18 protein-coding genes and 1 pseudogene are annotated in these 21,017 nt (G+C 70.4%); 15 read left to right on the forward strand and 4 right to left on the reverse strand.

The window, feature by feature from the left end:
- Positions 1–4: 4 nt before the first annotated feature.
- Positions 5–706 (reverse strand): CPBP family intramembrane glutamic endopeptidase, encoded by a 702-nt coding sequence (locus ABD932_RS17785; RefSeq protein WP_345013755.1) that lies wholly within the window; start codon positions 704–706, stop codon positions 5–7.
- 88 nt (positions 707–794) lie between these two features.
- On the opposite strand from ABD932_RS17785, the gene ABD932_RS17790 reads away from it, so the two are divergent.
- The 5 genes and pseudogenes from ABD932_RS17790 (at position 795) to ABD932_RS17810 (ending at position 4,863) form a co-directional block, all read left to right on the forward strand.
- The gene (locus ABD932_RS17790) at positions 795–920 is read left to right on the forward strand and encodes a hypothetical protein (protein WP_345013757.1); all 126 of its coding nucleotides are present in this window, start codon (positions 795–797) and stop codon (positions 918–920) included.
- Positions 921–942: 22 nt separating this feature from the next.
- Positions 943–1,203: pseudogene (locus ABD932_RS17795) on the forward strand (branched-chain amino acid transporter permease); the annotation flags it as partial.
- 72 nt (positions 1,204–1,275) lie between these two features.
- Positions 1,276–2,052 carry a class I SAM-dependent methyltransferase gene (locus ABD932_RS17800; RefSeq protein WP_345014455.1) on the forward strand — a complete coding sequence of 259 codons (777 nt, stop codon included), beginning with the start codon at positions 1,276–1,278 and terminating at the stop codon, positions 2,050–2,052.
- A gap of 131 nt (positions 2,053–2,183) precedes the next feature.
- Positions 2,184–4,247 (forward strand): galactose-binding domain-containing protein, encoded by a 2,064-nt coding sequence (locus tag ABD932_RS17805; RefSeq protein ID WP_345013759.1) that lies wholly within the window; start codon positions 2,184–2,186, stop codon positions 4,245–4,247.
- A 19-nt stretch (positions 4,248–4,266) separates the two neighbouring features.
- Complete coding sequence (locus ABD932_RS17810) at positions 4,267–4,863, forward strand: TetR/AcrR family transcriptional regulator (protein ID WP_345013761.1); 597 nt, start codon at positions 4,267–4,269, stop codon at positions 4,861–4,863.
- A gap of 9 nt (positions 4,864–4,872) precedes the next feature.
- Here the strand turns inward: ABD932_RS17810 and ABD932_RS17815 are convergent, their stop codons facing one another.
- On the reverse strand, positions 4,873–5,988 hold the full coding sequence (locus ABD932_RS17815) for an acyltransferase family protein (protein ID WP_345013763.1): 1,116 nt from the start codon (positions 5,986–5,988) through the stop codon (positions 4,873–4,875).
- A 226-nt stretch (positions 5,989–6,214) separates the two neighbouring features.
- Between ABD932_RS17815 and ABD932_RS17820 the strand changes: the two genes are divergently transcribed.
- The 4 genes from ABD932_RS17820 to ABD932_RS17835 all read left to right on the forward strand — a co-directional run bounded on the left by ABD932_RS17820 (position 6,215) and on the right by ABD932_RS17835 (position 10,402).
- Complete coding sequence (locus tag ABD932_RS17820; protein WP_345013764.1) at positions 6,215–7,006, forward strand: hypothetical protein; 792 nt, start codon at positions 6,215–6,217, stop codon at positions 7,004–7,006.
- A gap of 242 nt (positions 7,007–7,248) precedes the next feature.
- Positions 7,249–7,875, forward strand: coding sequence for a class F sortase (locus tag ABD932_RS17825; protein WP_345013765.1), 627 nt, complete (start codon positions 7,249–7,251; stop codon positions 7,873–7,875).
- 117 nt (positions 7,876–7,992) lie between these two features.
- Positions 7,993–9,894: a molecular chaperone HtpG gene (gene htpG, locus ABD932_RS17830; RefSeq protein ID WP_345013767.1), complete on the forward strand. Its 1,902-nt coding sequence runs from the start codon at positions 7,993–7,995 to the stop codon at positions 9,892–9,894.
- A 97-nt stretch (positions 9,895–9,991) separates the two neighbouring features.
- Positions 9,992–10,402: a VOC family protein gene (locus ABD932_RS17835; protein WP_345013769.1), complete on the forward strand. Its 411-nt coding sequence runs from the start codon at positions 9,992–9,994 to the stop codon at positions 10,400–10,402.
- A gap of 33 nt (positions 10,403–10,435) precedes the next feature.
- Here the strand turns inward: ABD932_RS17835 and ABD932_RS17840 are convergent, their stop codons facing one another.
- Positions 10,436–10,906: a hypothetical protein gene (locus tag ABD932_RS17840; RefSeq protein ID WP_345013771.1), complete on the reverse strand. Its 471-nt coding sequence runs from the start codon at positions 10,904–10,906 to the stop codon at positions 10,436–10,438.
- Between the two features lie 162 nt (positions 10,907–11,068).
- Positions 11,069–13,312 (reverse strand): VPS10 domain-containing protein, encoded by a 2,244-nt coding sequence (locus ABD932_RS17845; protein ID WP_345013773.1) that lies wholly within the window; start codon positions 13,310–13,312, stop codon positions 11,069–11,071.
- A gap of 269 nt (positions 13,313–13,581) precedes the next feature.
- Between ABD932_RS17845 and ABD932_RS17850 the strand changes: the two genes are divergently transcribed.
- The 6 genes from ABD932_RS17850 to ABD932_RS17875 all read left to right on the forward strand — a co-directional run bounded on the left by ABD932_RS17850 (position 13,582) and on the right by ABD932_RS17875 (position 20,976).
- Complete coding sequence (locus ABD932_RS17850; RefSeq protein ID WP_345013775.1) at positions 13,582–15,096, forward strand: Y4yA family PLP-dependent enzyme; 1,515 nt, start codon at positions 13,582–13,584, stop codon at positions 15,094–15,096.
- Positions 15,093–16,424 carry a pyridoxal-phosphate dependent enzyme gene (locus tag ABD932_RS17855; RefSeq protein WP_345013777.1) on the forward strand — a complete coding sequence of 444 codons (1,332 nt, stop codon included), beginning with the start codon at positions 15,093–15,095 and terminating at the stop codon, positions 16,422–16,424. The genes ABD932_RS17850 and ABD932_RS17855 overlap by 4 nt, the downstream gene beginning before the upstream one ends.
- A gap of 4 nt (positions 16,425–16,428) precedes the next feature.
- Positions 16,429–17,646: an aminotransferase class V-fold PLP-dependent enzyme gene (locus ABD932_RS17860; protein WP_345013779.1), complete on the forward strand. Its 1,218-nt coding sequence runs from the start codon at positions 16,429–16,431 to the stop codon at positions 17,644–17,646.
- 95 nt (positions 17,647–17,741) lie between these two features.
- Positions 17,742–18,506, forward strand: a complete 765-nt coding sequence (locus ABD932_RS17865) for a class I SAM-dependent methyltransferase (RefSeq protein WP_345013781.1) — start codon at positions 17,742–17,744, stop codon at positions 18,504–18,506.
- 78 nt (positions 18,507–18,584) lie between these two features.
- Positions 18,585–19,949, forward strand: coding sequence for an amidohydrolase (locus ABD932_RS17870; protein ID WP_345013783.1), 1,365 nt, complete (start codon positions 18,585–18,587; stop codon positions 19,947–19,949).
- Entirely contained in the window at positions 19,939–20,976 is a 1,038-nt protein-coding gene (locus ABD932_RS17875) for a LacI family DNA-binding transcriptional regulator (protein WP_345013785.1), read from the forward strand. Before ABD932_RS17870 ends, ABD932_RS17875 begins: the two co-directional genes overlap by 11 nt.
- Positions 20,977–21,017: the final 41 nt, after the last annotated feature.

The following is a 21,017-nucleotide window of genomic DNA, read 5'->3' on the forward strand; positions in this document are numbered from 1 at the left end:
GGGCTCAGCCGTCGAGCCACCAGCGGGCCGCCGCCCAGGCCGTGACGTAACCGAAGCTGTTGACCGCCCAGTGCAGGGCCATCGGTGCCAACAGGCTGCCGGAGCGGCGGCGCAGCTCGCACAGGACGACCCCGGCGGCGGCCGTGGCGACGATCGCGAGGGCGACCGTCGGCGCCACGCCCGCCGGGCCGTCCCCGAAGAGCGAGCCGACGGCGGCGTTGGAGCGGTTGATGCCGCGCGAGGGCAGCAGGTGCCACAGCCCGAACAGCAGCGACGACACGCCGGTGGCCCAGGCCGTGCCGCGCCGGCGCCGGATCATGGCCCACAGCACGCCACGGAAGGCCGTCTCCTCCAGCAGCACGGTCCCGAACGGCACCCGTACCAGCGTCACCCACAGCACCTGCGCCACGGACAGGCCGGCGGCCCTGGAGTCCCGGAACGCCTCGCGCCCGGCCGGGACCGCGAGGAGCAGCACCACGACGAGCAGGACGACCCCGGCCAGCACGGGAGCCCACCGCAGTCCCCGGCGCAGGCCCGCCGCGTCCAGCCCCAGGTCGGCCCGGGTGAGACCGTCCCAGCGGGCGATGAGCAGCAGGACGGCCGTCGCCGCCACGCAGACGACCACGTACAGGGCGGGGCTCCGCGCGAGCCAGTTGTTCAGCAGGTTCGCGACGGCGAGAACGGCGACAGCGCATACGATCGGCATCGGGTTCCAGGTTCCCCCCGAATGCGGCGTTCAGCTCAGCTTTCGGCAGTACAGCGCGTCGGGAGTCCGGGAGGAGCCCACCCGGCCGGTGTACGCGACGCCGGCCGCGTACTCGTCGTCCGCGACGATCGCCGTGGCCGCGTTCCTGGTGAGCCTCCGACGCGTCGTCCGCGCGCTGTCCTTCCCCCTGCACCGGGTGACGAGCATTGCCTGACGCCCGCTACACCATCGCCGCGGTGCTCGTCACCGCCGCCGTCACCCGGGCCCTGCGCGCCCTGCCCTTCGCGGCCCTCGCCCCGCTGCGCGCGAGCACCAGCGTGCTCTACCTCAGCACCCGCATGCCCGCCGGCATCATGGTGATCCTCGTCGTCCGCTGCCTGCGCGACCTGTCGCTGACCCAACCCCGTGTCCTCGCCCCGCTGTCGGCCCTGGCCCTCACGGTCGGCCTGCACCTGTGGCGCCGCAACGCCCTGTTGAGCATCCTCGGTGGTACGGCCCTCCTCGTGGCGGTGACGAGCACCGTGTTCGCCCGCTTGGGGGCTCCGCGTCCCCAGGAAGGCACGATCGACATGCCGGCCAAGAACCTCACCGCCAACCGTGCGGCCCTCGGCCATCGCCTCGCCTACGCCCTGCGCCACCCCGACCGGGTACCGCGCCATCTGGCCCGCACCGCCCGGGACATATGGCTGCGCAGCCGCCACCCGGACCACGTCTCCTACTACCGCGCCGTGATGCGCTCCGACACCCGCGCCGACCCCGACGCGGCGGTCGGCAGCCACAGTCGCGAGCGGTGGCTGGCGCTCGGGGCGATGCAGTTCGACTACCTCGTCGGCCACGGCCTGCGCCCCGAGCACCGGATGCTGGAGATCGGCTGCGGCAACCTGCGAGGCGGCTGGCGGTTCATCCGGCACCTCGACCCCGGTCACTACTACGGCATCGACATCTCGCCCGACATCCTCTTCGCCGCCCAGGACACCGTCGTGGAGATGGGCCTGCAACAGCGGCTCCCCATGCTGACGCCGGTCCGTGACCTGACGCTGCGGTTCCTGCCCGACGCCCACTTCGACGTCGTGCACGCGCACAGCGTCTTCTCCCACTCGCCGCTCCCGGTCATCGAGGAGTGCCTGGCCAATGTCGGCCGGGTGCTCGCCCCCGGCGGCTGGTTCGACTTCACCTTCGACCGCACCGAGGGCGAGGAACACCAGGTCCTGCGGGAGGACTTCTACTACCGCACCGAGACCCTCGTGGCCCTGGCCGAGAAGCACGGCCTACGGGCGCGTTTCATGACGGACTGGGAGGCTTTGCCGCACGGCCAGTCCAAGATCCGCGTCACTCACGCCGAGTGAACGGACGCCCCGTCATCAGGTCATCCGTCCCGGACTCTTGACTCATAAAGCGGGAGTGGCGATCCTCTGTCGCACATATTGCGAGGTCATGACAACCCGACCCCGCATCCGCCGACCGAGGGACGTGGGCAGTGACCAGTGCCGGACGCCCGTACCGCAGACGCAAGAACGTCACCGTTGTGTCGCTCCTCCTGCTCGTGCTGTCCGTCGCGCTGGGCCCCACGCCCAGCTCGGCGGCCGGATCCGACTGGTGGAACCCGACCGCACGGCCCGCGCCGGACTCCGGCATCAACGTCACCGGCGAGCCCTTCACCGGCACCAACGCCAAGGGGGAGGTCAAGGGCTTCGTCGACGCGCACGACCACATCTTCTCCAACGAGGCCTTCGGTGGCCGTCTGATCTGCGGAAAGCCGTTCTCCGAGCAGGGCGTCGCGGACGCCCTCAAGGACTGCCCCGAGCACTACCCCGACGGCTCGCTCGCCATCTTCGACTTCATCACCAACGGCGGCGACGGCAAGCACGACCCGGTCGGCTGGCCCACCTTCAAGGACTGGCCCGCCCACGACTCGCTGACCCACCAGCAGAACTACTACGCCTGGATCGAGCGGGCCTGGCGCGGCGGCCAGCGGGTGCTGGTCAACGACCTGGTCACCAACGGCGTGATCTGCTCCGTGTACTTCTTCAAGGACCGCAGCTGCGACGAGATGACGTCCATCCGGCTGCAGGCCAAGCTGACGTACGACATGCAGGCCTACATCGACAAGATGTACGGCGGCACGGGCAAGGGCTGGTTCCGGATCGTCACCGACAGCGCGCAGGCCCGTCAGGTCATCGAGCAGGGCAAACTGGCCGTCATCCTCGGCGTGGAGACCTCCGAACCGTTCGGCTGCAAGCAGGTCCTCGACATCGCGCAGTGCAGCAAGGCGGACATCGACAAGGGCCTGGACGAGCTGCACGCACTGGGCGTGCGCAGCATGTTCCTGTGCCACAAGTTCGACAACGCCCTGTGCGGGGTCCGCTTCGACTCGGGCGGGCTCGGAACGGCCATCAACGTCGGTCAGTTCCTGTCGACCGGCACCTTCTGGAAGACCGAGACGTGCAAGGGGCCGCAGCACGACAACCCCATCGGCAACGCCACGGCGGCCGAAGCGGAGAAGGAGCTCCCGGCGGGCGTGGAGGTCCCCTCGTACAGCGCGGACGCCCAGTGCAACGTCCGAGGGCTCACCGACCTCGGCGAGTACGCCGTGCGCGGCATGATGAAGCGCAAGATGATGCTCGAGATCGACCACATGAGCGTCAAGGCCACCGGCCGGGTGCTCGACATATTCGAGGCCGAGTCCTACCCCGGCGTCCTCTCCTCGCACAGCTGGATGGACCTGGACTGGACCGAACGGGTCTACGGCCTCGGCGGCTTCATCGCCCAGTACATGCACGGCTCCGAGGGCTTCATCTCGGAGGCGAAGCGCACGGAGGCCCTGCGCGACAAGTACGGCGTGGGCTACGGCTACGGCACCGACATGAACGGCGTCGGCGGCTGGCCGGGACCGCGCGGAGCGGACGCCCCCAACAAGGTGACGTACCCCTTCAAGAGCGTCGACGGCGGCTCGGTCATCGACCGGCAGACCACCGGCGAGCGCACCTGGGACCTCAACACCGACGGCGCCGCCCACTACGGCCTCGTCCCGGACTGGATCGAGGACATCCGCCGCGTCGGCGGCCAGGACGTGGTGGACGACCTCTTCCGGGGCGCCGAGTCCTATCTCGACACCTGGGGGGCCTCCGAGAACCACCAGGCCGGCGTGAACCTCGCGCGCGGCGCGTACACATCCGCCAGTTCCTCGGAGTGGAGCCTGTTCACCAGCTACCAGCCGAACCGGGCCGTCGACGGCGACGGCGGCACCCGCTGGGCGAGCGACTGGAACGACGACCAGTGGTACCGGGTCGACCTCGGATCCACGCAGCTGGTCAAGCGGGTCACCCTCGACTGGGAGCGCGCGTACGGGAAGTCGTACCGCATCGAGCTCTCCACCGACGGTGCGAACTGGCGGACGGCATGGTCCACGACAGCCGGCGACGGCGGGCTGGACACGGCCCGCTTCACCGGCACACCCGCCAGATACCTGCGCATCCAGGGGCAGGAGCGCGGCACCGACTGGGGCTACTCCCTCTACGAGGTCGGCGTCCACAGCAGCTGACACCCACGAGAGGGGCTCCATGGCACGGTTGCCGTCCGCCGAGCGGCGGCGACAGCTCACCGAGGCGGCGATCAGGGCGATGAGCCGGGACGGCGTCCCCAGGACGACCACCCGGTCCATCGCCGCCGAGGCAGGCGTCTCGCTGAGCGTCTTCCACTACTGCTTCGACTCCAAGCAGGAGCTGATCGAGTCCGTCATCACGACCATCGCCGGGCACTACGTCACGATCGTGCAGGAGGCCCTACGGCCCAGGGCCACCCTGGAGGAAACGGTCCGGGCCGGCTTCCAGGCGTACTGGGACCACGTCCGCGCCCACCCGGACGAGCACATGCTCACCTACGAACTGACCCAGTACGCGCTGCGCCAGCCCGGCTTCGAGCATCTGGCGCGACGGCAGTACGAGCTGTACACCGAGACGTACACCGAACTCATCGACCAGGTGCGGCAGACCATGGGCCTGCGACTGCGGGTACCCGCCCCCGTTCTCGCCCGCTACCTGGCCGCCATGACCGACGGGCTGACCCTCAACTACCTCGTGCTCGGCGACGAGGCGACCTGGAACGACATCCTCGACACGGTCACCGCGCACATCGCCGGGCTGGTACAGGAGACCTGACCGGGAAGGTCACCCGCCCGCGGCGGCCCGCTCCCGGGCTCGTTGAGCAGCGTCCCGCCGGAAGAGCCACGGCAGCTCCGGCTCGATCACGAAGCGCAGGGCCCGCCGGACGGGCGGGGTGCACAGCAGCGTCACGACCCCGCCGGCGACGACGGTGACGACGACCGCGCCGAGCGGCCGGTGGATCCAGGCGGGGTCGTACCAGCCCCAGTACTTGGCGCCCTGCGCGACGAAGCCGTGCAGCAGATAGCCGTACAGCGTGCCCGCGCCCAGCGCTGTGCACCACATCCGCCGCCCGGGAACCCAGGCCAGGAAACACGCCACCAGCAGCAGTGAACAGACGAACAGTGCCGGAGTCATCACGACCCCGTACCACCCGGGCGCCCCCAGTTCCTCGGCACTGTCGCGGTGGTAGAACCAGCCGCCCGTCATCCGCGGCACCGCCCAGTACGCCATTGCCGACGCGCACACGAACACGGGCACGGCCGCGATCCGCACCGCCCGGCGCCGCACCAGCCGGAAGTGCTCCGGCTTCAGCGACAGCCCCAGCACGAAGTACGGCAGGAACTGCAGGATGCGCTGCAGGTCGAGATCGTTGCCGATGGACGGCGAGAGGGTGGCCAGCATCGCCACGCCGAGCGCGAGCGGCACCGGCAGACGCACCCGCTGCCACAACGGCGTGGTCAGCCGCCACAGGAACAGCGCCGCCAGGAACCACGTCAGATACAGCGGGTCCAGCAGGCTGATCGGGCGGTCCGGCTCCTGGTCGGTCCAGCGGGTGAACAGGGTGTACGCCGTCTCGAAGACGACGTAGGGGACGACCAGACCGGTCACCAGACGCCTGAGGTGTTTCGGCCGGCCGTCGAAGCCGCGGGAGAAATAACCCGAAATGATGATGAACGCCGGCATGTGGAATGCGTACACGAGCATGTACAGCGCGCTGACACTCCGGCTGCCGTCCCGCAGCGGCTCCCACGCATGCCCCACCGCCACCAGCACGATCGCCGCGTACTTGGCGTTGTCGAAGAACGCGTCCCGCTGCTTCTCGGGCCCGGGCGGCGCGGCCGTGGCGCGAACGGGAGCGGTGTCCGGGGCGGTGACGGTCGTGGGGATGGGCTTGGACATCCCACGCGCCTCACCACTTCCTGAGCAGGCAAACCTCCCGTGGCGGAACGCGCAGGCCACCCCGTCGAGGGCTCCTGCCCATACGGCCGTAGGGGTGTGGCCTTAACCCATGTGATCGCTCCGAATGGTGCGACCCGGAGGAATGGCTGACGGTGGATCACGTCAAGGCCTGGCCCAAGTGGTGATGAAGCGTCAGCCACCCGGGCCGTGATGAAAGGACTCACCTATGCGCTCTGCCCGCATGCTGCTCGCCACCGCGACGGCCACGGCCGCCCTGGCGATCACTCCCGCCGCCTACGCCATCACCGCGAGTGACTGGGACAAGGAGGACTCGTCCTCCTACAGCGAGGACCACGACAAGGACTCCGGCAAGGAGCACGGGAAGGACTCAGGCAAGGAGGAGGAGAAGGAGAAGGACGACTACGGCAAGGACGACTACGACAAGGACTACAGCAAGGAGCACGACAAGGGAAGCAAGCACGAGGAGCCCAAGGGCGGGGTGCACACGGGTGGCGGAGCGCTGGCGGCCCTGATCAACGGGGACGAGTGGGACGGCGACAAGGAGAAGGAAGAGGAGAAGGAAGAGGAGAAGGGCAAGGAGGACTACGGCAAGGACGAGCACGAGAAGGACTACGGCAAGGAGCACGACAAGGGGAGCAAGCACGAGGAGCCCAAGGGCGGCGTGCACACGGGTGGCGGAGCGCTGGCCGGGGTCCTGAACAACGATGACGACTGGGGCGGCGACAAGGACTCGAAGTTCGACCCGGAAAGCTACAAGGAGGACGACCACGGGAAGGACTCCTGGGGCGGCGACCACGAAAAGGACTCGTGGAAGGGTGACGAACACGGCAAGGAGTCCTGGGGCGGCGACCACGACAAGCCGCACGGCGGTATGCACACCGGTGGCGGCGGTCTCTCCGACTCGGGCGTCACCGCCGGCGGGCTGGCCGTGCTGGCGGTAGCCGGCACCGGCGTGTACGCACTGCGGCGCAAGAAGGCCTCCGGAACCGCGGCCTGACCATGCCCGACGACATAACCGCCGTGGCCGCCGCGCGTCGCGGCGGCCCCGTCGGCTCCGGATCTGTCGTCTCCCCTGTCCTGCCCGAGTGAAGTGTCCTCTGCCCTGCCCCCGTGAGGTGGTGCCCGATGGCCGACGACTGCCGTCCCCCGTCCCCCGAAGCCGACCCGGCTCCTCCCCACACCGCTTTCGTGTGCTCCGGCACTCCTGCCGAGCCCTCTCGGCGGATAAGGCGCACAGCGGTGACGTTGTTCTGGAGCGCGGTCGCCGCCATGGTCCTGTTGGTGATCCTGCCCGGTGGGCCGCACGAGGGGTCCGAAGCCGGTCGCGCACCGCACGCCCCGCCGGCCGTCGAGTCGTCCGCTCCGCCGGAGGGCAAGTCGTCCCCGCGCACCCACGGCGCCGCGGGCAAGCATCTGCCCAGGTCACGGCCGGTCCGGCTGCTCATCCCCAAGATCTCGGTCGACGCGCCCTTCATCGACCTCGCCATCGGCAGCTCGGGTCAGCTCGAGGCCCCGCCGGCCAACAACACCAACCTCGTCGGCTGGCACGCCGGGGGCGCATCCCCCGGTGAGGCGGGCACGTCGATCATCGCCGGGCACGTGGACACGGCGACGTCTCCCGCGGTGTTCGTGAGCCTGAGCGAGCTGAAGAAGGGGGACCGCTTCCAGGTGCTGCGAGCGGACGGGCGCAAGGCGTCCTTTGTGATCGACAGTGTGGAGACGTTCGACAAGGACACCTTCCCCAGCAAGCGGGTGTACGGCGACACCCCCCGCGCCCAGGTCCGGCTCATCACCTGCGCCGGCGACTACGACCGCAGTGTCAAGGACTACACCGCGAACCTGGTCGTCTTCGCCCACCTCGCCTGAGCCTTGGTCGCGTGGGCCCGGCCTTTGTCCCGGAACCGCGGCACTCCGCGCTGACCTCGTGTCTTACAGTGACTGCGACCAGTTCCGGTGACTGAACCTGTGAGGTAGTCGCGAACCATGCCGACCGAGACGTTTGAGTTCCAGGTAGAGGCCCGTCAGCTGCTCCAGCTGATGATCCACTCGGTCTACTCGAACAAGGACGTGTTCCTGCGCGAGCTCGTCTCCAACGCCTCCGACGCGCTCGACAAACTGCGCCTGGAGAAGTTGCGGGACGACACGCTCGACGCCGAGGTGACCGACCTGCACATCGAGATCGACATCGACAAGGAGGCCCGCACCCTCACGGTGCGGGACAACGGCATCGGGATGTCGTACGACGAGGTCGGCAAACTCATCGGCACCATCGCCAACTCGGGGACGGCCACGTTCCTGAAGGAGCTGAAGGAGGCCCAGGACGAGGCCGGGGCCGAGGGGCTCATCGGCCAGTTCGGCGTCGGCTTCTACTCCGGCTTCATGGCGGCGGACGAGATGACGCTGGTGACCCGGCGGGCCGGCGAGAGCCAGGGCACCCGCTGGACGTCGCGCGGTGAGGCCACGTACACACTGGAGACGGTCGACGACGCGCCGCAGGGCACGTCCGTCACGCTCCACCTCAAGCCCGCCGACCCCGAGAACCAGCTCCACGACTACACCTCCCCGTGGACGATCAGGGAGATCGTCAAGCGGTACTCGGACTTCATCACGTGGCCGATCCGCATGGTCCCGGTGGCGGGCGACGGGGATGACGACAGCGCACCCGAGCCCGAGACGCTGAACTCGATGAAGGCCCTGTGGGCGCGTTCGCGTGACGAGGTGTCCGACGACGAGTACCACGAGCTGTACAAGCACATCAGCCACGACTGGCGCGAGCCGCTGGAGACGATCCGGCTGCAGGCGGAGGGCACCTTCGAGTACCAGGCCCTGCTGTTCGTCCCCTCGCACGCCCCGCACGACCTGTTCACCCGGGACTTCAAGCGCGGCGTCCAGCTCTATGTGAAGCGCGTCTTCATCATGGACGACTGTGAGGCGCTGCTGCCGCCCTACCTGCGCTTCGTCAAGGGTGTCGTCGACGCGGCCGACCTCTCGCTCAACGTCTCCCGCGAGATCCTCCAGCAGGACCGGCACATCAGGATGATGCAGCGCCGGCTGACGAAGAAGGTCCTGTCCACGGTCAAGGAGATCAAGACCAAGGACGCCGACCGCTACGCCACGTTCTGGCGGGAGTTCGGCACCGCTCTCAAGGAGGGCCTGGTCACCGACCCTGACAACAGCGAGGCCATCCTCGCCGTCGCCTCGTTCGCGACGACACACGACGACGAGCCGACCACGCTCGCGCAGTACGTGGAGCGGATGAAGGACGGCCAGGACGACATCTACTACATCACCGGCGAGTCCCGGCAGAGCATCGAGAACTCTCCGCACATGGAGGCGTTCCGGGACAAGGGCATCGAGGTCCTGCTGCTCACCGACGCCGTCGACGAGGTGTGGGTCGACACCGTGGGCGAGTACGAGGGCAAGAAGCTGCGGTCCGTCGCCAAGGGCGAGATCGACCTCGACGCCGAGAGCGACGACAAGGCCGACGGGGAGCGGGCCAAGCAGGCCGAGGAGTACGCCGGGCTGCTCGGCTGGATGGGGGAGCAGCTGGGTGAGGACATCAAGGAGGTGCGCCTGTCGACACGGCTCACCGTCTCCCCGGCCTGTGTCGTCTCCGACGCGCACGATCTGACCCCTGCCCTGGAGAACATGTACCGGGCCATGGGCCAGGAGGTGCCGCGTACCAAGCGGATCCTGGAGCTCAACCCCGACCACCTGCTGGTCAAGGGCCTCAACCAGGCGTACAAGGAGCGCGAGGACCGCACGGGGCTCGTCGAGTCCGCCGAGCTGCTCCACACGCTCGCGGTGCTCGCCGAGGGCGGTCAGCCCAAGGACCCGGCACGCTTCGTGAAGCTGGTGGCGGACCGGCTGGAGCGCACGCTGTAGCCGTGCCCTAGGCCATGTGGTCGTGTGCGCGGGCCATTGTCAGTGGCCCGCGCTAGCTTCCTTGGAGTCGGTATCTGGCACTGTTCCGGGAGGATCCATGGCCTCGCGTCTCAACCCCTACATCACCTTCGCCGGCGACGCCCGGCAGGCGATGGAGTTCTACAAGGAAGTCCTGGGCGGCACCCTGACGCTCAACACCTACGGTGAGTACGGCCAGCAGGACACCCCCATGGCCGACAAGATCATGCATGGCATGCTCGAGACCCCCAGCGGCTTCACCCTCATGGGAGCCGACACCCCGACGGGCGACCACAACCCGGGCAACAACTTCTCCGTGAGTCTGAGCGGCGACGACGAGGCCGAACTGCGCGGCTACTGGGAGAAGCTGTCCGAAGGCGCCTCGGTGACCGTGCCGCTGGACAAGCAGATGTGGGGCGACGTCTTCGGCATGTGTACGGACCGGTTCGGGATCACCTGGATGATCAACATCGCCGGGCAGGGCGGCTGAGCGCGGTGGCCCGGTTGAGCCCGGCCCGACAGGTCACCGGTCCGGAAGGAACTCGCTCAGGGCGTCGATGAGCCGGTCGAGTGCGGGCTGCTCGGCGGAGCGGTCCGTCGTGACCGTACGGCCGTTGAACCGGAGCGTGTACTGGAACATGTCCGCCGACCCCATGCTGATCGCGAAGTCGGAGACATCGGCCAGTGCCGGATCCCCGAGCAGCGTACGCAACTCGGTGAACTGGGCCGTACTGGTACGGCGTACGACGGATTCGCCCTTGTGACTCGCGCGGACGGTGCCGTCGCCCCGGAGGACGACCTCCTGGTGGACGCCCGCGAAGCCGCCGGTGATGGTCATGGTCACCAGCTTCTGATCCGGTCCGGTGACGGGCACCGGCGACGGGCTCCGGGACGCCGAAGGCAATGCCGAGGGCGACGGCGCGGACGAGTCCGGTGACGCCGAGGCGGATGCGGCGGTCGAGTTGCCGACCGCCGCATCCGTCGGCTCAGCCACGCTTGTGCCGCCTTCGAAAGTGCAGCCGGCCAGTCCCAGCACTCCGGCCACGACCACCACAACCGCCGCACGGCCACCGAACACAGCGCCCCCACCCGTCGATCGCGTCAACTGGGTTGTCCCTACCACGGAATGGGGTGCTCCGGACCCGGTGGGCGGTCGTCAGGGAGTCGTCAGTTCGTAGAAGCCCCTGCCGAAGGTCGCGGCCACCAGCCGTCGGTGACCCGCGTCGTACTCGATGTCGTCGACCGGCACCTGCGGCATGCCGCGGCCCAGGCGCAGCCAGTGGCCGCCGCCCGTGACGCTGGTGAACACGCCCTGGTCGGTGCCGATGTAGAGGATGCCGCCGCGGGCGACGACCAGGTCGTTCACGGGCGCCGCCGGGAGGTTGCCCGACAGGTTCCGCCAGTGCCGGCCGCCGTCGGTGCTGCCGTACACATGGGGCAGCGGGGAGCCCGAGCGGTAACCGGAGTGTGTGGTCCACACCCGCTGCGGGTCCTTGGGGTCGACGACCACCCGGGTGACCCAGGGCAGCCCCTCGGCCAGCTTCGTCCAGGTCGTCCCGAGGTCCTTGGTGACCCAGACGCGGCCGTCGTCCGTACCGACGTACACGGTGCGCCCGTCGCCCGCCGGAGCGACGGAGGTGATCGTGCCGTAGTTGGTGTAGATCGGGTCGGGGCCCGGCCCGCCGGTCAGGTCCGGGCTGATCGGCTGCCAGGTCGCGCCGCCGTCCGTGGAGCGGTTCAGCACCTCGGAGCCGTAGTAGAGGATCTTCGGGTCACGCGGGTCGAAGACCACCGGCGTGAACCAGTTGCGGCGCTGGTACGTCGTCCGGTCCGCGAAGTACGTGAGGGTGTCGCCGCCGTCGGTGGAGCTGAAGCAGTTGCCGTACTGGTAGCAGGCGAAGACGTTGTTCACGTCGGTCGGGTTGATCAGGTTCTCCTCGCCGTCGCCGCCGAGGTACTCGTTGAACCACTCACCGCCCCAGGAACGCAGCGAGCCGTTGTCCTGGGAGCCGCCCGAGATCCTGCTGACGTCCTGCGGGCTGATCGCCGCGCTGTAGAGCTGGGTGTAGGGCTGGTGGCGGGACTTGACCCAGCCGCCGTCGCCGCCCGAGTCGGAGCGGTACACGCCGCCGTCGTTGCCGAGGTACACGCGGCCCGGGCGGCGCGGGTCCCACACCATGGCGTGCTGGTCGACGTGCATGCTGGTGTCGTCGGCCGTCCAGGTGCCGCCGCCGTCCTTCGTGGTCATCAGGGGCACGCCGGCCACATGCACGTGCTTGCTGTCCCGGGGGTCGATCCACACCTTGCCGAACCACCAGCCGAAGCTGGACTGGGATCCCGTCATGTCCTCGTTGGCAGGCGTGCGGGTCCAGTTGTCGCCGCCGTCGGAGGAGGCGTAGAAGCCCTCGAAGGGGCCACTGGCCTTGTTGACGATCGCGTAGAGCTTCTCGCCCGCGACCGCGAGGCCGATGCGGCCCACGCCCGGGCCCGCGGCGGGCAGCCCGCCGCCGAGCCGCTGCCAGGTCGCGCCGTCGTCCGTGCTGCGGAAGACACCGGAGCCGACACCGCCGTACGTGCGCAGCTCGGGCGTGCGGCGGTGGTCCCACAGCACGGCGTAGAGCCGGTCGCCGTCGATGACGATCTCGGTGGCGCCGGTGAACTCGGTGGCGCCGGCGAGGATCCGCTCCCAGGTGGCGCCGCCGTCCTCCGAGCGGTAGACGCCCCGGTCGCCACCGCCGTTGTACAGCGAGCCGGCCGCGGCGACATAGATGCGGCGCGGGTCGGCCGGGTCGACGGTGATGGCGCTGATCGCGCCGGAGTCGCGCAGGCCGATCTGCGTCCAGGTCCGGCCGCCGTCCCGGCTCCGGTACAGCCCTGTTCCCTCGTAGGTGATGCTCCCGCCGCCCGGATTGGGCTCACCGGTGCCGACGTACAGGGAGCCGTCCGGAGCGGTCGCCACCGCGCCCATGGCCTGGGTCCAGCTGTCGGGCCACACCGAGTGGAAGGTCTCCCCGGCGTCGGTGCTGCGCCACAGTCCGCCGCTCGCGGCCGCGGCGTACAGGGTGTCGGCGCGCTTCGGGTCGAGGGCGAGGGAGACGATCCGCCCGCCGACGTTGGTGGGGCCGACGCCCTTCCAGCGCCCGCCGACGGTGGGCAGTTCTCGGGCCCGCGCGGCGGCGAGGTCGTGGGCGTGGCGCGGAAGCGACTGACCCGGCAGGGTCTTCTGGAGATAGCGGTATTCCGCGGGGGCGGACGGCCCACGGACCGGCCGGTACACATCGGACGGGCCGGGCGGCGCAGCCGACCCGGACGGCGGGGCCGGCGCGGCGACCGCGGGTGCCGCGAGCAACGCGGCGCCGGTGACCGCCGCGAGAACCAGAGACAGCAGACCTCTGCCCATGAAGCCTCTTTCATAGTCATGGTCACTTCAAAGCGGCAATGACGTTACGAGAGAAGCGAGTTGAGCAGAAGGGCGCGCGATGGTCGCTCCGGAATCGGCTGGGGCCCGCGGCACTGGTGGGTTCCGGCCGTCTGTTGACGTAACCACCCACGCGGGTAGCTACGGGGCGTAAACCACCGGAAGGAAGGGAAAGGAGCTATACGGCAAACCGCGGGGAGTGGTCGTCAGTGCCCGGACTGCCGGGCCCGAGGCGCTGGGAGGGGCCGGACATGGGCGGGCAGCCCCTGTATCTCGAACCGCGGCTGGAAGCGCGGCTGCGCTCATTGCTGGATTCACCGGATCTGCTGCACACGCTCGCCGACGCCCTCGGGTCTCCGCTGAACCTGGTCGTCCCCGACCAACTCGCCGACAATCTCCAGCAGTTCCGCTCGGTCTACGGCAAGCACCACCTGGTCGGCCAGGTGTTCCTCGCCCACAAGGCCAACCGCTCCAGCGCCCTGCTGCGACGGCTCGCCGCCACGGACGCCGGCGTGGACGTCGCCTCGCTGGAGGAGCTGCAGCACGCCCTGGGCGCGGGCCTCACCCCTGACCGGATCACCGCCACCGGGCCGAAGAACCCGGAGTTCCTGTGGCTGGCGGCCCGCACCTCGGTCACCGTCAGCCTCGACACGCGAGGCGAGCTGGACCAACTCGCCACGCTGGTACGCAAGTACGCGCTGCCCAGGGTCCGCATCCTGCTCCGCCTGTCCGGGTTCGAGGCGTCCGGCGTACGGGTGCTGAGCCGCCGCAGCCGGTTCGGCACCCCCGTAGGCGAGTTGGACCCCTTGCTGGAGGCCGTCGAGCGGCACGCCGACGTGGCCGACCTGGTCGGCGTGGCCTACCACCTGGACACGACGAGCCTCACCGAGAAGGCCACCGCGCTGGAAGGCTGCCTGCGCGTGCTGGAGGAGTGCCGGAGCCGGGGACTCAGGCCCCGTGCCGTGGACATCGGCGGCGGTTTCGGCGTCAACTACCTTGCCGACGGCGGACAATGGGAGCGGTACACGACCGAACTCACCGAAGCCGTCCTCGGCACCCGCCCGCCCCTGACCTACGGCGGCCACGGCTACGGACTGCGGAGCGAAGCCGGGACCGTGCGCGGCACGCTCGGTCTGTATCCGGCCCACCGTCCGGTCGCCGGAGCCCACTACCTCGACGAACTGCTCGCGCACCCGGCCGCCTCCTTCGACGGTCGTCCCCTGGCCGCCCTGCTGCTGGAGCACCTCTACGACCTGCACACCGAACCCGGCCGGGCGCTGCTGGACCAGTGCGGACTGACCCTCACCAAGGTGCTGGAGGTGCGCGACCAGGAGGCCGGTGGCCCGCCGGCCCAGGACCGGGAGGCTGGTGGCCCGCTGGCCGTACGGCTCGCGGCCAAGGCCGACGACGTGGCCCTGGAGGAGCACGGGGTGCTGATGGACCCCGTCGTCGTGCCCCGGAACCCGGCAGGCGCGGGCGTCGGCCCCGCGACCGGCACGGCACCGGTCGCCGTCCATCTCTTCGGCAGCCGTTGCCTGGAGTCCGACCTGATCACCCGCCGCACGGTCTTCCTGCCCCGTCGCCCCGAACCCGGCGACCTGTTGGTCTTCGCCAACACGGCCGGCTACTGCATGGACTTCCACGCCACCCGTGCCCAGCACCAGCCCGTCGCGCGCAAGGTCGCCGCCTGGCAGGAAGGCGACACCTGGCGCTGGTGCCTGGACGACCAGTACTGGCCGACCACACCCGTGGGGGGAGCGCAGTGAGGTACGACAGCATCACCGACGCCATCGGCAACACACCGCTGGTGCGCATCGATCCGACCGTGCACGGCCTCGGGCACATCGACCTGTACGCCAAGCTCGAACTGCTCAACCCCTTCGGCTCGGTCAAGGACCGGGCCGCCTGGAACATGGCGCGTCCCCACCTGGCAGCCGCGGCCTGCGCCGCGGGCGAGGGTGGAGGCCAGGTCGTCGAGCTGTCGAGCGGCAACACCGCCAAGGCCCTGGCCGTGCTCGCGGGCATGCACGGCCTGACCTTCAAGAGCGTCACCAACCGGATGCGCATCCCGGAGATCAAGGACCTGCTGCTGTTGCTCGGCGCGGAGATCGAGGAACTTCCCGGCCAGAGCGAGTGTCTGGACCCGACCGCCACCGACGACCCGCTCACCCTCTTCCACCGTGCCCTCTCCGAGCCGGACAGCACGTATCTGCACACCGACCAGTACTTCAACCCGCGTAACACCGAGGCCCACTTCACCGGTACCGGACCGGAGATCGTCAAGGACCTGGACGGCCGGGCCCCGGACTGGTTCATCGCCTGCGTGGGAACCGCCGGCTCCTCCACGGGCGTCGCCCGCGCCCTGCGCGAACACGACCCCGCCGTTCGGGTCGTCGGCCTGGTCGCGGCCAAGTCCGACTTCGTCCCGGGCATCCGCACCATCGACGAGGCGCACGAGGTGGGCCTGTTCGACCCCGGCACCTACGACACCATCGCGTCGGTGAGCGCCGACGAGGCGATCGAGGGGATGCTGACCCTCAACCGCCGCTGCGGCATCCTGGCCGGCCCCACCGGAGGCGCCGCCTACTTCGGAGCCGTACGCCAACTGCAAGCGATCGACGATGAACTGACGGAGCGCCAGTCAGCGGTCTTCATCGTCTGCGACCGCGTCGAGAGCTATCTGAGCTACGTCCGTCAGCGCCGCCCCGACCTCTTCGGGCGCCCGCGCCGCAGGAACTCCCCGGCCGACCTGACGGCCGCCGAGATACGCACGGCACCGGCCATCGGCGTCGCCGACGCCCAGGCGTGGATCGGCACCGGCGAGCCGCTCGTCGTCGACCTGCGCAGTCCCTACGCCTACGCCGCCCTGCACATCGACGGCTCGGTCAACATCGTCGACGAACTCTTCGAGGAACTCCTGCACGGCGGGCTGCCGTTCAGCCGCAACCGCCCCGTCCTGCTGGCCTGTCCGGTCGGCGAGAAGTCCGCCCGCTACGCCGCCCTGCTGACCAGGATGGGCCACCCGGAGGTCCGTAGCCTGACCGGCGGCATCATCGCCTGGCGTGACGCGGGCGCACCTCTCGTACGGGACTGAGCCCATGACCACACCCAGGATCGACACTCAAGTCGCCGACGTGATCGAGGGGTTGGGGGAGTGGCAGCGTGCCCTGCGCGCCCAGTTCCCGATCATCACCACCCACCCCGAACTGGCCTACCTGGACAGCGCGGCCACCGCCCAGAAGCCGCAGGCCGTACTGGACGCCGTGCACACCTACCTCACCACGACCAACGCCAACGCCGGACGCGGCACCTACCCCTGGGCCAACCGCACCACGACCCTGGTCGAGCAGGCCCGCGACCGGGTGAAGCGGTTCCTCGACGACCCCGCTCCCGAGCGTTCGGCCGTGCACTTCACGAGCGGCACCACCGAGGGACTGCGCTCCGTCGCCCGCGACTGGCTGCCCGATCTCCTCGCCGACGGCGACGAGATCGTCGTCCCGGTCGCCGACCACGAGGCCAACATCGCGCCCTGGCTGGAGGCCCAGCGGTACCTGGCCGGGCAGGGTGTCCACATCCGCGTCCGCCCGATGCCGTACCAGCGGGCGTCCGGCGACTACGACCACATCGCCCTGGCCGAACTCGCGGGCGGGCGAACCCGGTTCGTCGCCGCCACCCACGTCCACCACGTGTACGGCGGTGACATGAACATCCACCGCATCCGCCGTGTGGTCGGCCCGGACGCGGTCATCTGCCTGGACGCCGCCCAGAGCATCGGCCATCTGCCGGTCTCCGTGGCCGACCTCGACGTCGACTTCGTCGTCTTCTCCGGGCACAAGGCCATGGCCCTGCCCGGCACGGGCGCCGTCTGGGCCCGCCAGGCACGCGGCCCAAAGTTCACGCCGGGCGGCTGGTCCGGCACCCCCAACACCGTCGGCATCGCCTCCCTCACCGCCGCGCTGGACTGGCTGGACGCCGCCGGCACCGACCGGATCGAGCGGTGGACGGTCGCCCTGGCGGCCCGGCTCACCGACGGACTGCGCCATCTCGACGCCTACGAGATCCTGGGCTGTCAGACCAGCCTGGCCGCCGACTCGTCCGTGCAGCGGCGCCAGGGCATCGTCACCTTCCGGCACCACGCCATCGACTCCTCCGACCTGGGCTTCATCCTCTTCAGCCACGGCTTCATGGTCCGCTGCGACCAGCACTGCCAGGGCGGCGCGGGGGAGCGGACCGGCTCGGTTCGGGTGAGTCTGCACATCCACAACACCGTCGAGGAGATCGACCGGCTGCTGGCCGTCCTTGCCACCCTCGGGTGACGTACCGCCATTAGAGGGAATGGGAACCGTTTCCACCTGTAGGGTCGGCGCCGACAGTGCGGGACAGGTGCGAGACGGCAAGGTGGCACGACCGGATGGGGCTGAGCCTGGCAACGGCGGAGCGGTGGGTGGAGCGCTGGGAACGCCAGCAGCAGCGGTACGCCGTGGACCGCGAGGAGCGGTTCACGGTGATCGCCGACGTCGTCGAGCGGGCCGTGACCGGCCGGCCGGCCCGACCGCTGGTCGTGGATCTCGGCTGCGGTCCCGGATCGCTCGCGGCACGGCTGATGCGCAGACTGCCGGACGCCGACATCGTCGCCGTCGACCGGGACCCCCTGCTCCTTGAACTGGCCCGCACCCACCACGCGGACGCGGCCCGCTATGTCGACGCGGTGATCGGCGAGGAGGGCTGGACACACGCCCTGCGCCTCGACCGCCCCCTGGACGCCGCCGTGTCGACGACGGCACTGCACTACCTGAGCCCGGGCGCCCTGCACCGCACCTACCGGGAGCTCGCGGCACTGCTGCGACCCGGCGGCGTCCTCGTCAACGGCGACCACTTCCCGCACGACGACACCGCGCTCGCCCGACTCGCCGGGTGCGTCGGCCGCCGGCACGCCGAACGCCTGCGCGCCCTGGTGCACGAGGACTGGGACTCCTGGTGGACGGCCGCCGCGGAGGACCCCGAACTGGCCGACCTGCTCGCCGAACGCCGGCGCCGGGAGCCGGCCACGGGGACCGACAGCGCGGCGCGCCTGTCCGTGGCCGCGCACGAACGGCTGCTGCGGCAGGCGGGGTTCGGGCATGTCGGTGTCGTCTGGCAGTACGGCGACAGTCATGTCGTCGTCGCGATCCGCTGACGCAGGCAGCCGCCCGCCGATATCGGACGTTCCGCTCGGCTGTTGTGCAAAACGTTTTGGATCCCTAGCTTGTGCCGCATGAGCGACCAAACGCCCGAGCCGTCCGGCCGTCTCCTGGTGAGCGGCTGCGACGTGCTGCGCGTCCCGCCGGAGGGCGAGTGCGAGATCCTCCCGGCGCACGACATCGTCGTCGTGGACGGCGCGATCGAGGACGTACGGCCCGCGGGTGACCCGGCCGCGGTGCCCGGCGCGGACGTCGTCGACGGGCGCGGGCTGCTGGCCGTCCCCGGCCTGGTGAACGCCCACACGCACAGCCCCATGGTGCTGATGCGCGGCGCGGCCGAGGACGTGACGGTCGAGGGCTGGTTCAACGACCGGGTCTGGCCGATGGAGTCCAACCTCACCCCCGACGACGTACGCGCCGGCGCGCTCCTGGCCTGCGCGGAGATGATCCGCTCCGGGGTCACCACCTTCGCCGACCACTACTTCTTCGCCGAGCGGATCGCCGACGCGGTGGCCGAGACCGGCCTGCGGGCGGACATCGCGCCCACCTACTTCAGCAGCGGGGGAGCGGCGGCCCTGGAGGGCACGGTGAAGTTCGCCGAGGCGTGGCATGGCGGGGCAGGCGGCCGGGTGACCGTGTCGCTCGGGCCGCACGCCCCGTACACGGTGCACGACGACGACCTGCGCACCCTCGCCGGACATGCCCGGCGGCTGGGTCTGCGCATGCACATCCACGCCGCCGAGAACCTGGAGCAGACGCGGGCCGGGCTGGAGCGGCGCGGGATCACACCGATCCGGATGCTGCACGAGACGGGGGTGCTGGAGGCCGGGGCGTTGATCGCGCACGGGTGCGGGATCGTCGAGGAGGACCTGCCGCTGCTGGCCGAGTACGCAGCCACGACCGCGGTGGCCTGCTGCCCCAAGGTCTATCTCAAGCACGCCCTGTCCCCGCTGACCCCGGTCCGCGAGCTGCTCGACGCCGGTGTCACCGTCGCGGTCGGTACGGACGGGGCCGCCGGGCACAACACCCTCGATGTGTGGGAGGCGCTGCGGCTTCTCGCGCTCACGCAGAAGCAGGCGGTGGGCGACGCCACGTGGATGACCGTCTCCGACACCCTGCGCCTCGCGATGCGCGGTGGCGCCCGGGCCCTCGGCCTGCACGACCGGATCGGCGCGCTGGAGCCGGGCATGCGGGCCGACATCGTCCTCGTCGACCAGTCCGGGCCGCACTGCCGTCCGCTGCACGACCCCAGGGCCGCGCTGGTCTACAGCACCCGTGCCAGTGACGTCCGTACGGTCGTCGTCGACGGCCGCGTCCTGATGCGTGACGGCCGGCTGCTGACCGTCGACGAGCCCGCACTGCTCGCGGAGGCCGAGGCCCGGGTGGCCCGCGTTCTCGACACCTCGCACGGCAGGGCGGTGCAGCACTATGACCCGTGAGCACTACAGCGGCAGATCGACGGTGCGCAGACCCGCCTCCATCAAGGACGTGGCCGCGGCGGCCGGGGTCAGCCCCACCACCGTCTCCCATGTCCTGAGCGGCAACCGGCCGGTCAACGAGGAGACCGCCGCCCGGGTGCGCGGCGTCGTGAACCGGCTCGGATACGTGCCGGCCTCGCTGGCCCGCAGCCTCCAGGCCGGCTCCACCTCCGTGATCGGCCTGCTGATACCCGACATCAGCAACACCTTCTTCGCCGAGCTGGCCAAGGGCGCCGAGGACGCCGCCCACGATCTCGGCTACGGCCTGATCCTGTGCAACACCGAGTTCGACGCGGACCGGGAGGACCGCTACCTCGGCATGATCCGCAGCCGGTTCATCGACGGCATGGTGTACGCCTCCGGGTCCGCGCCGTCGCGGCGGCGGCTGGAGGCGCTGATGGGCAAGTTCCCCATCGCGCTCGCCGACGAGGAGGTCGAGGGGCTCGAAGGCGCGCTCATCGCGACCGCCGACCACGAGGCGGGCGGCCGGCTGGTCGGCGAGCACCTGCGGGAGCTCGGCCACCGCCGGGCCCTGATGCTGACCGGGCCGCGCGCCCTCCGGAGCGGCGTCGCCCGTGCCCACGGCTTCGTCCAGGCCTTCCGGGGCGACGTCGTGGAACGCGAGGGCGACTTCAAGGAGGCCTCCGGTCACCGGCTCGTCGCCGGGCTCCTCGAAGAGGGTGGCCTCGATCGCACGGCCGTGTTCGCCGCCAACGACCTCATGGCGTTCGGTGCGCTCACCGCGTTGCGGGAGGCGGGGTTGTCGGTGCCGGGGGACGTCTCCGTGGTCGGCTTCGACGACATCCGCGCGGCCTCGCTGGCCCACCCGCCCCTGACCACCGTCCACCAGCCCGCCTACGACGTGGGCCGCACCGCCACCGCGCAACTCCTCCAGTACGTCACCCGGGGCGAGGTCCCGCCCGCCTCCCGGCACACCCTCCCCGTCTCCCTCAAGGTCCGCGGCAGCACGGCACCGCCCGCCCGCTGACCGACCCTTCCTCACACCGGACGACCGCGCCGAGCGGCCTG

The organism is Streptomyces shaanxiensis (assembly GCF_039537145.1).
GTDB lineage: Bacteria > Actinomycetota > Actinomycetes > Streptomycetales > Streptomycetaceae > Streptomyces > Streptomyces shaanxiensis.

What these genes read in the sequence shown, in the direction of transcription:
- ABD932_RS17870 (WP_345013783.1), top strand. Translation starts at nt 18,585, where the DNA reads ATGAGCGACCAAACGCCCGAGCCGTCCGGCCGTCTCCTGGTGAGCGGC.
- ABD932_RS17785 (WP_345013755.1), bottom strand. Translation starts at nt 706, where the DNA reads ATGCCGATCGTATGCGCTGTCGCCGTTCTCGCCGTCGCGAACCTGCTG.
- ABD932_RS17815 (WP_345013763.1), bottom strand. Translation starts at nt 5,988, where the DNA reads ATGTCCAAGCCCATCCCCACGACCGTCACCGCCCCGGACACCGCTCCC.
- ABD932_RS17860 (WP_345013779.1), top strand. Translation starts at nt 16,429, where the DNA reads ATGACCACACCCAGGATCGACACTCAAGTCGCCGACGTGATCGAGGGG.
- ABD932_RS17845 (WP_345013773.1), bottom strand. Translation starts at nt 13,312, where the DNA reads ATGGGCAGAGGTCTGCTGTCTCTGGTTCTCGCGGCGGTCACCGGCGCC.
- ABD932_RS17800 (WP_345014455.1), top strand. Translation starts at nt 1,276, where the DNA reads ATGCCGGCCAAGAACCTCACCGCCAACCGTGCGGCCCTCGGCCATCGC.
- ABD932_RS17820 (WP_345013764.1), top strand. Translation starts at nt 6,215, where the DNA reads ATGCGCTCTGCCCGCATGCTGCTCGCCACCGCGACGGCCACGGCCGCC.
- ABD932_RS17850 (WP_345013775.1), top strand. Translation starts at nt 13,582, where the DNA reads ATGGGCGGGCAGCCCCTGTATCTCGAACCGCGGCTGGAAGCGCGGCTG.
- ABD932_RS17875 (WP_345013785.1), top strand. Translation starts at nt 19,939, where the DNA reads ATGACCCGTGAGCACTACAGCGGCAGATCGACGGTGCGCAGACCCGCC.
- ABD932_RS17835 (WP_345013769.1), top strand. Translation starts at nt 9,992, where the DNA reads ATGGCCTCGCGTCTCAACCCCTACATCACCTTCGCCGGCGACGCCCGG.
- ABD932_RS17865 (WP_345013781.1), top strand. Translation starts at nt 17,742, where the DNA reads ATGGGGCTGAGCCTGGCAACGGCGGAGCGGTGGGTGGAGCGCTGGGAA.
- ABD932_RS17810 (WP_345013761.1), top strand. Translation starts at nt 4,267, where the DNA reads ATGGCACGGTTGCCGTCCGCCGAGCGGCGGCGACAGCTCACCGAGGCG.
- htpG (WP_345013767.1), top strand. Translation starts at nt 7,993, where the DNA reads ATGCCGACCGAGACGTTTGAGTTCCAGGTAGAGGCCCGTCAGCTGCTC.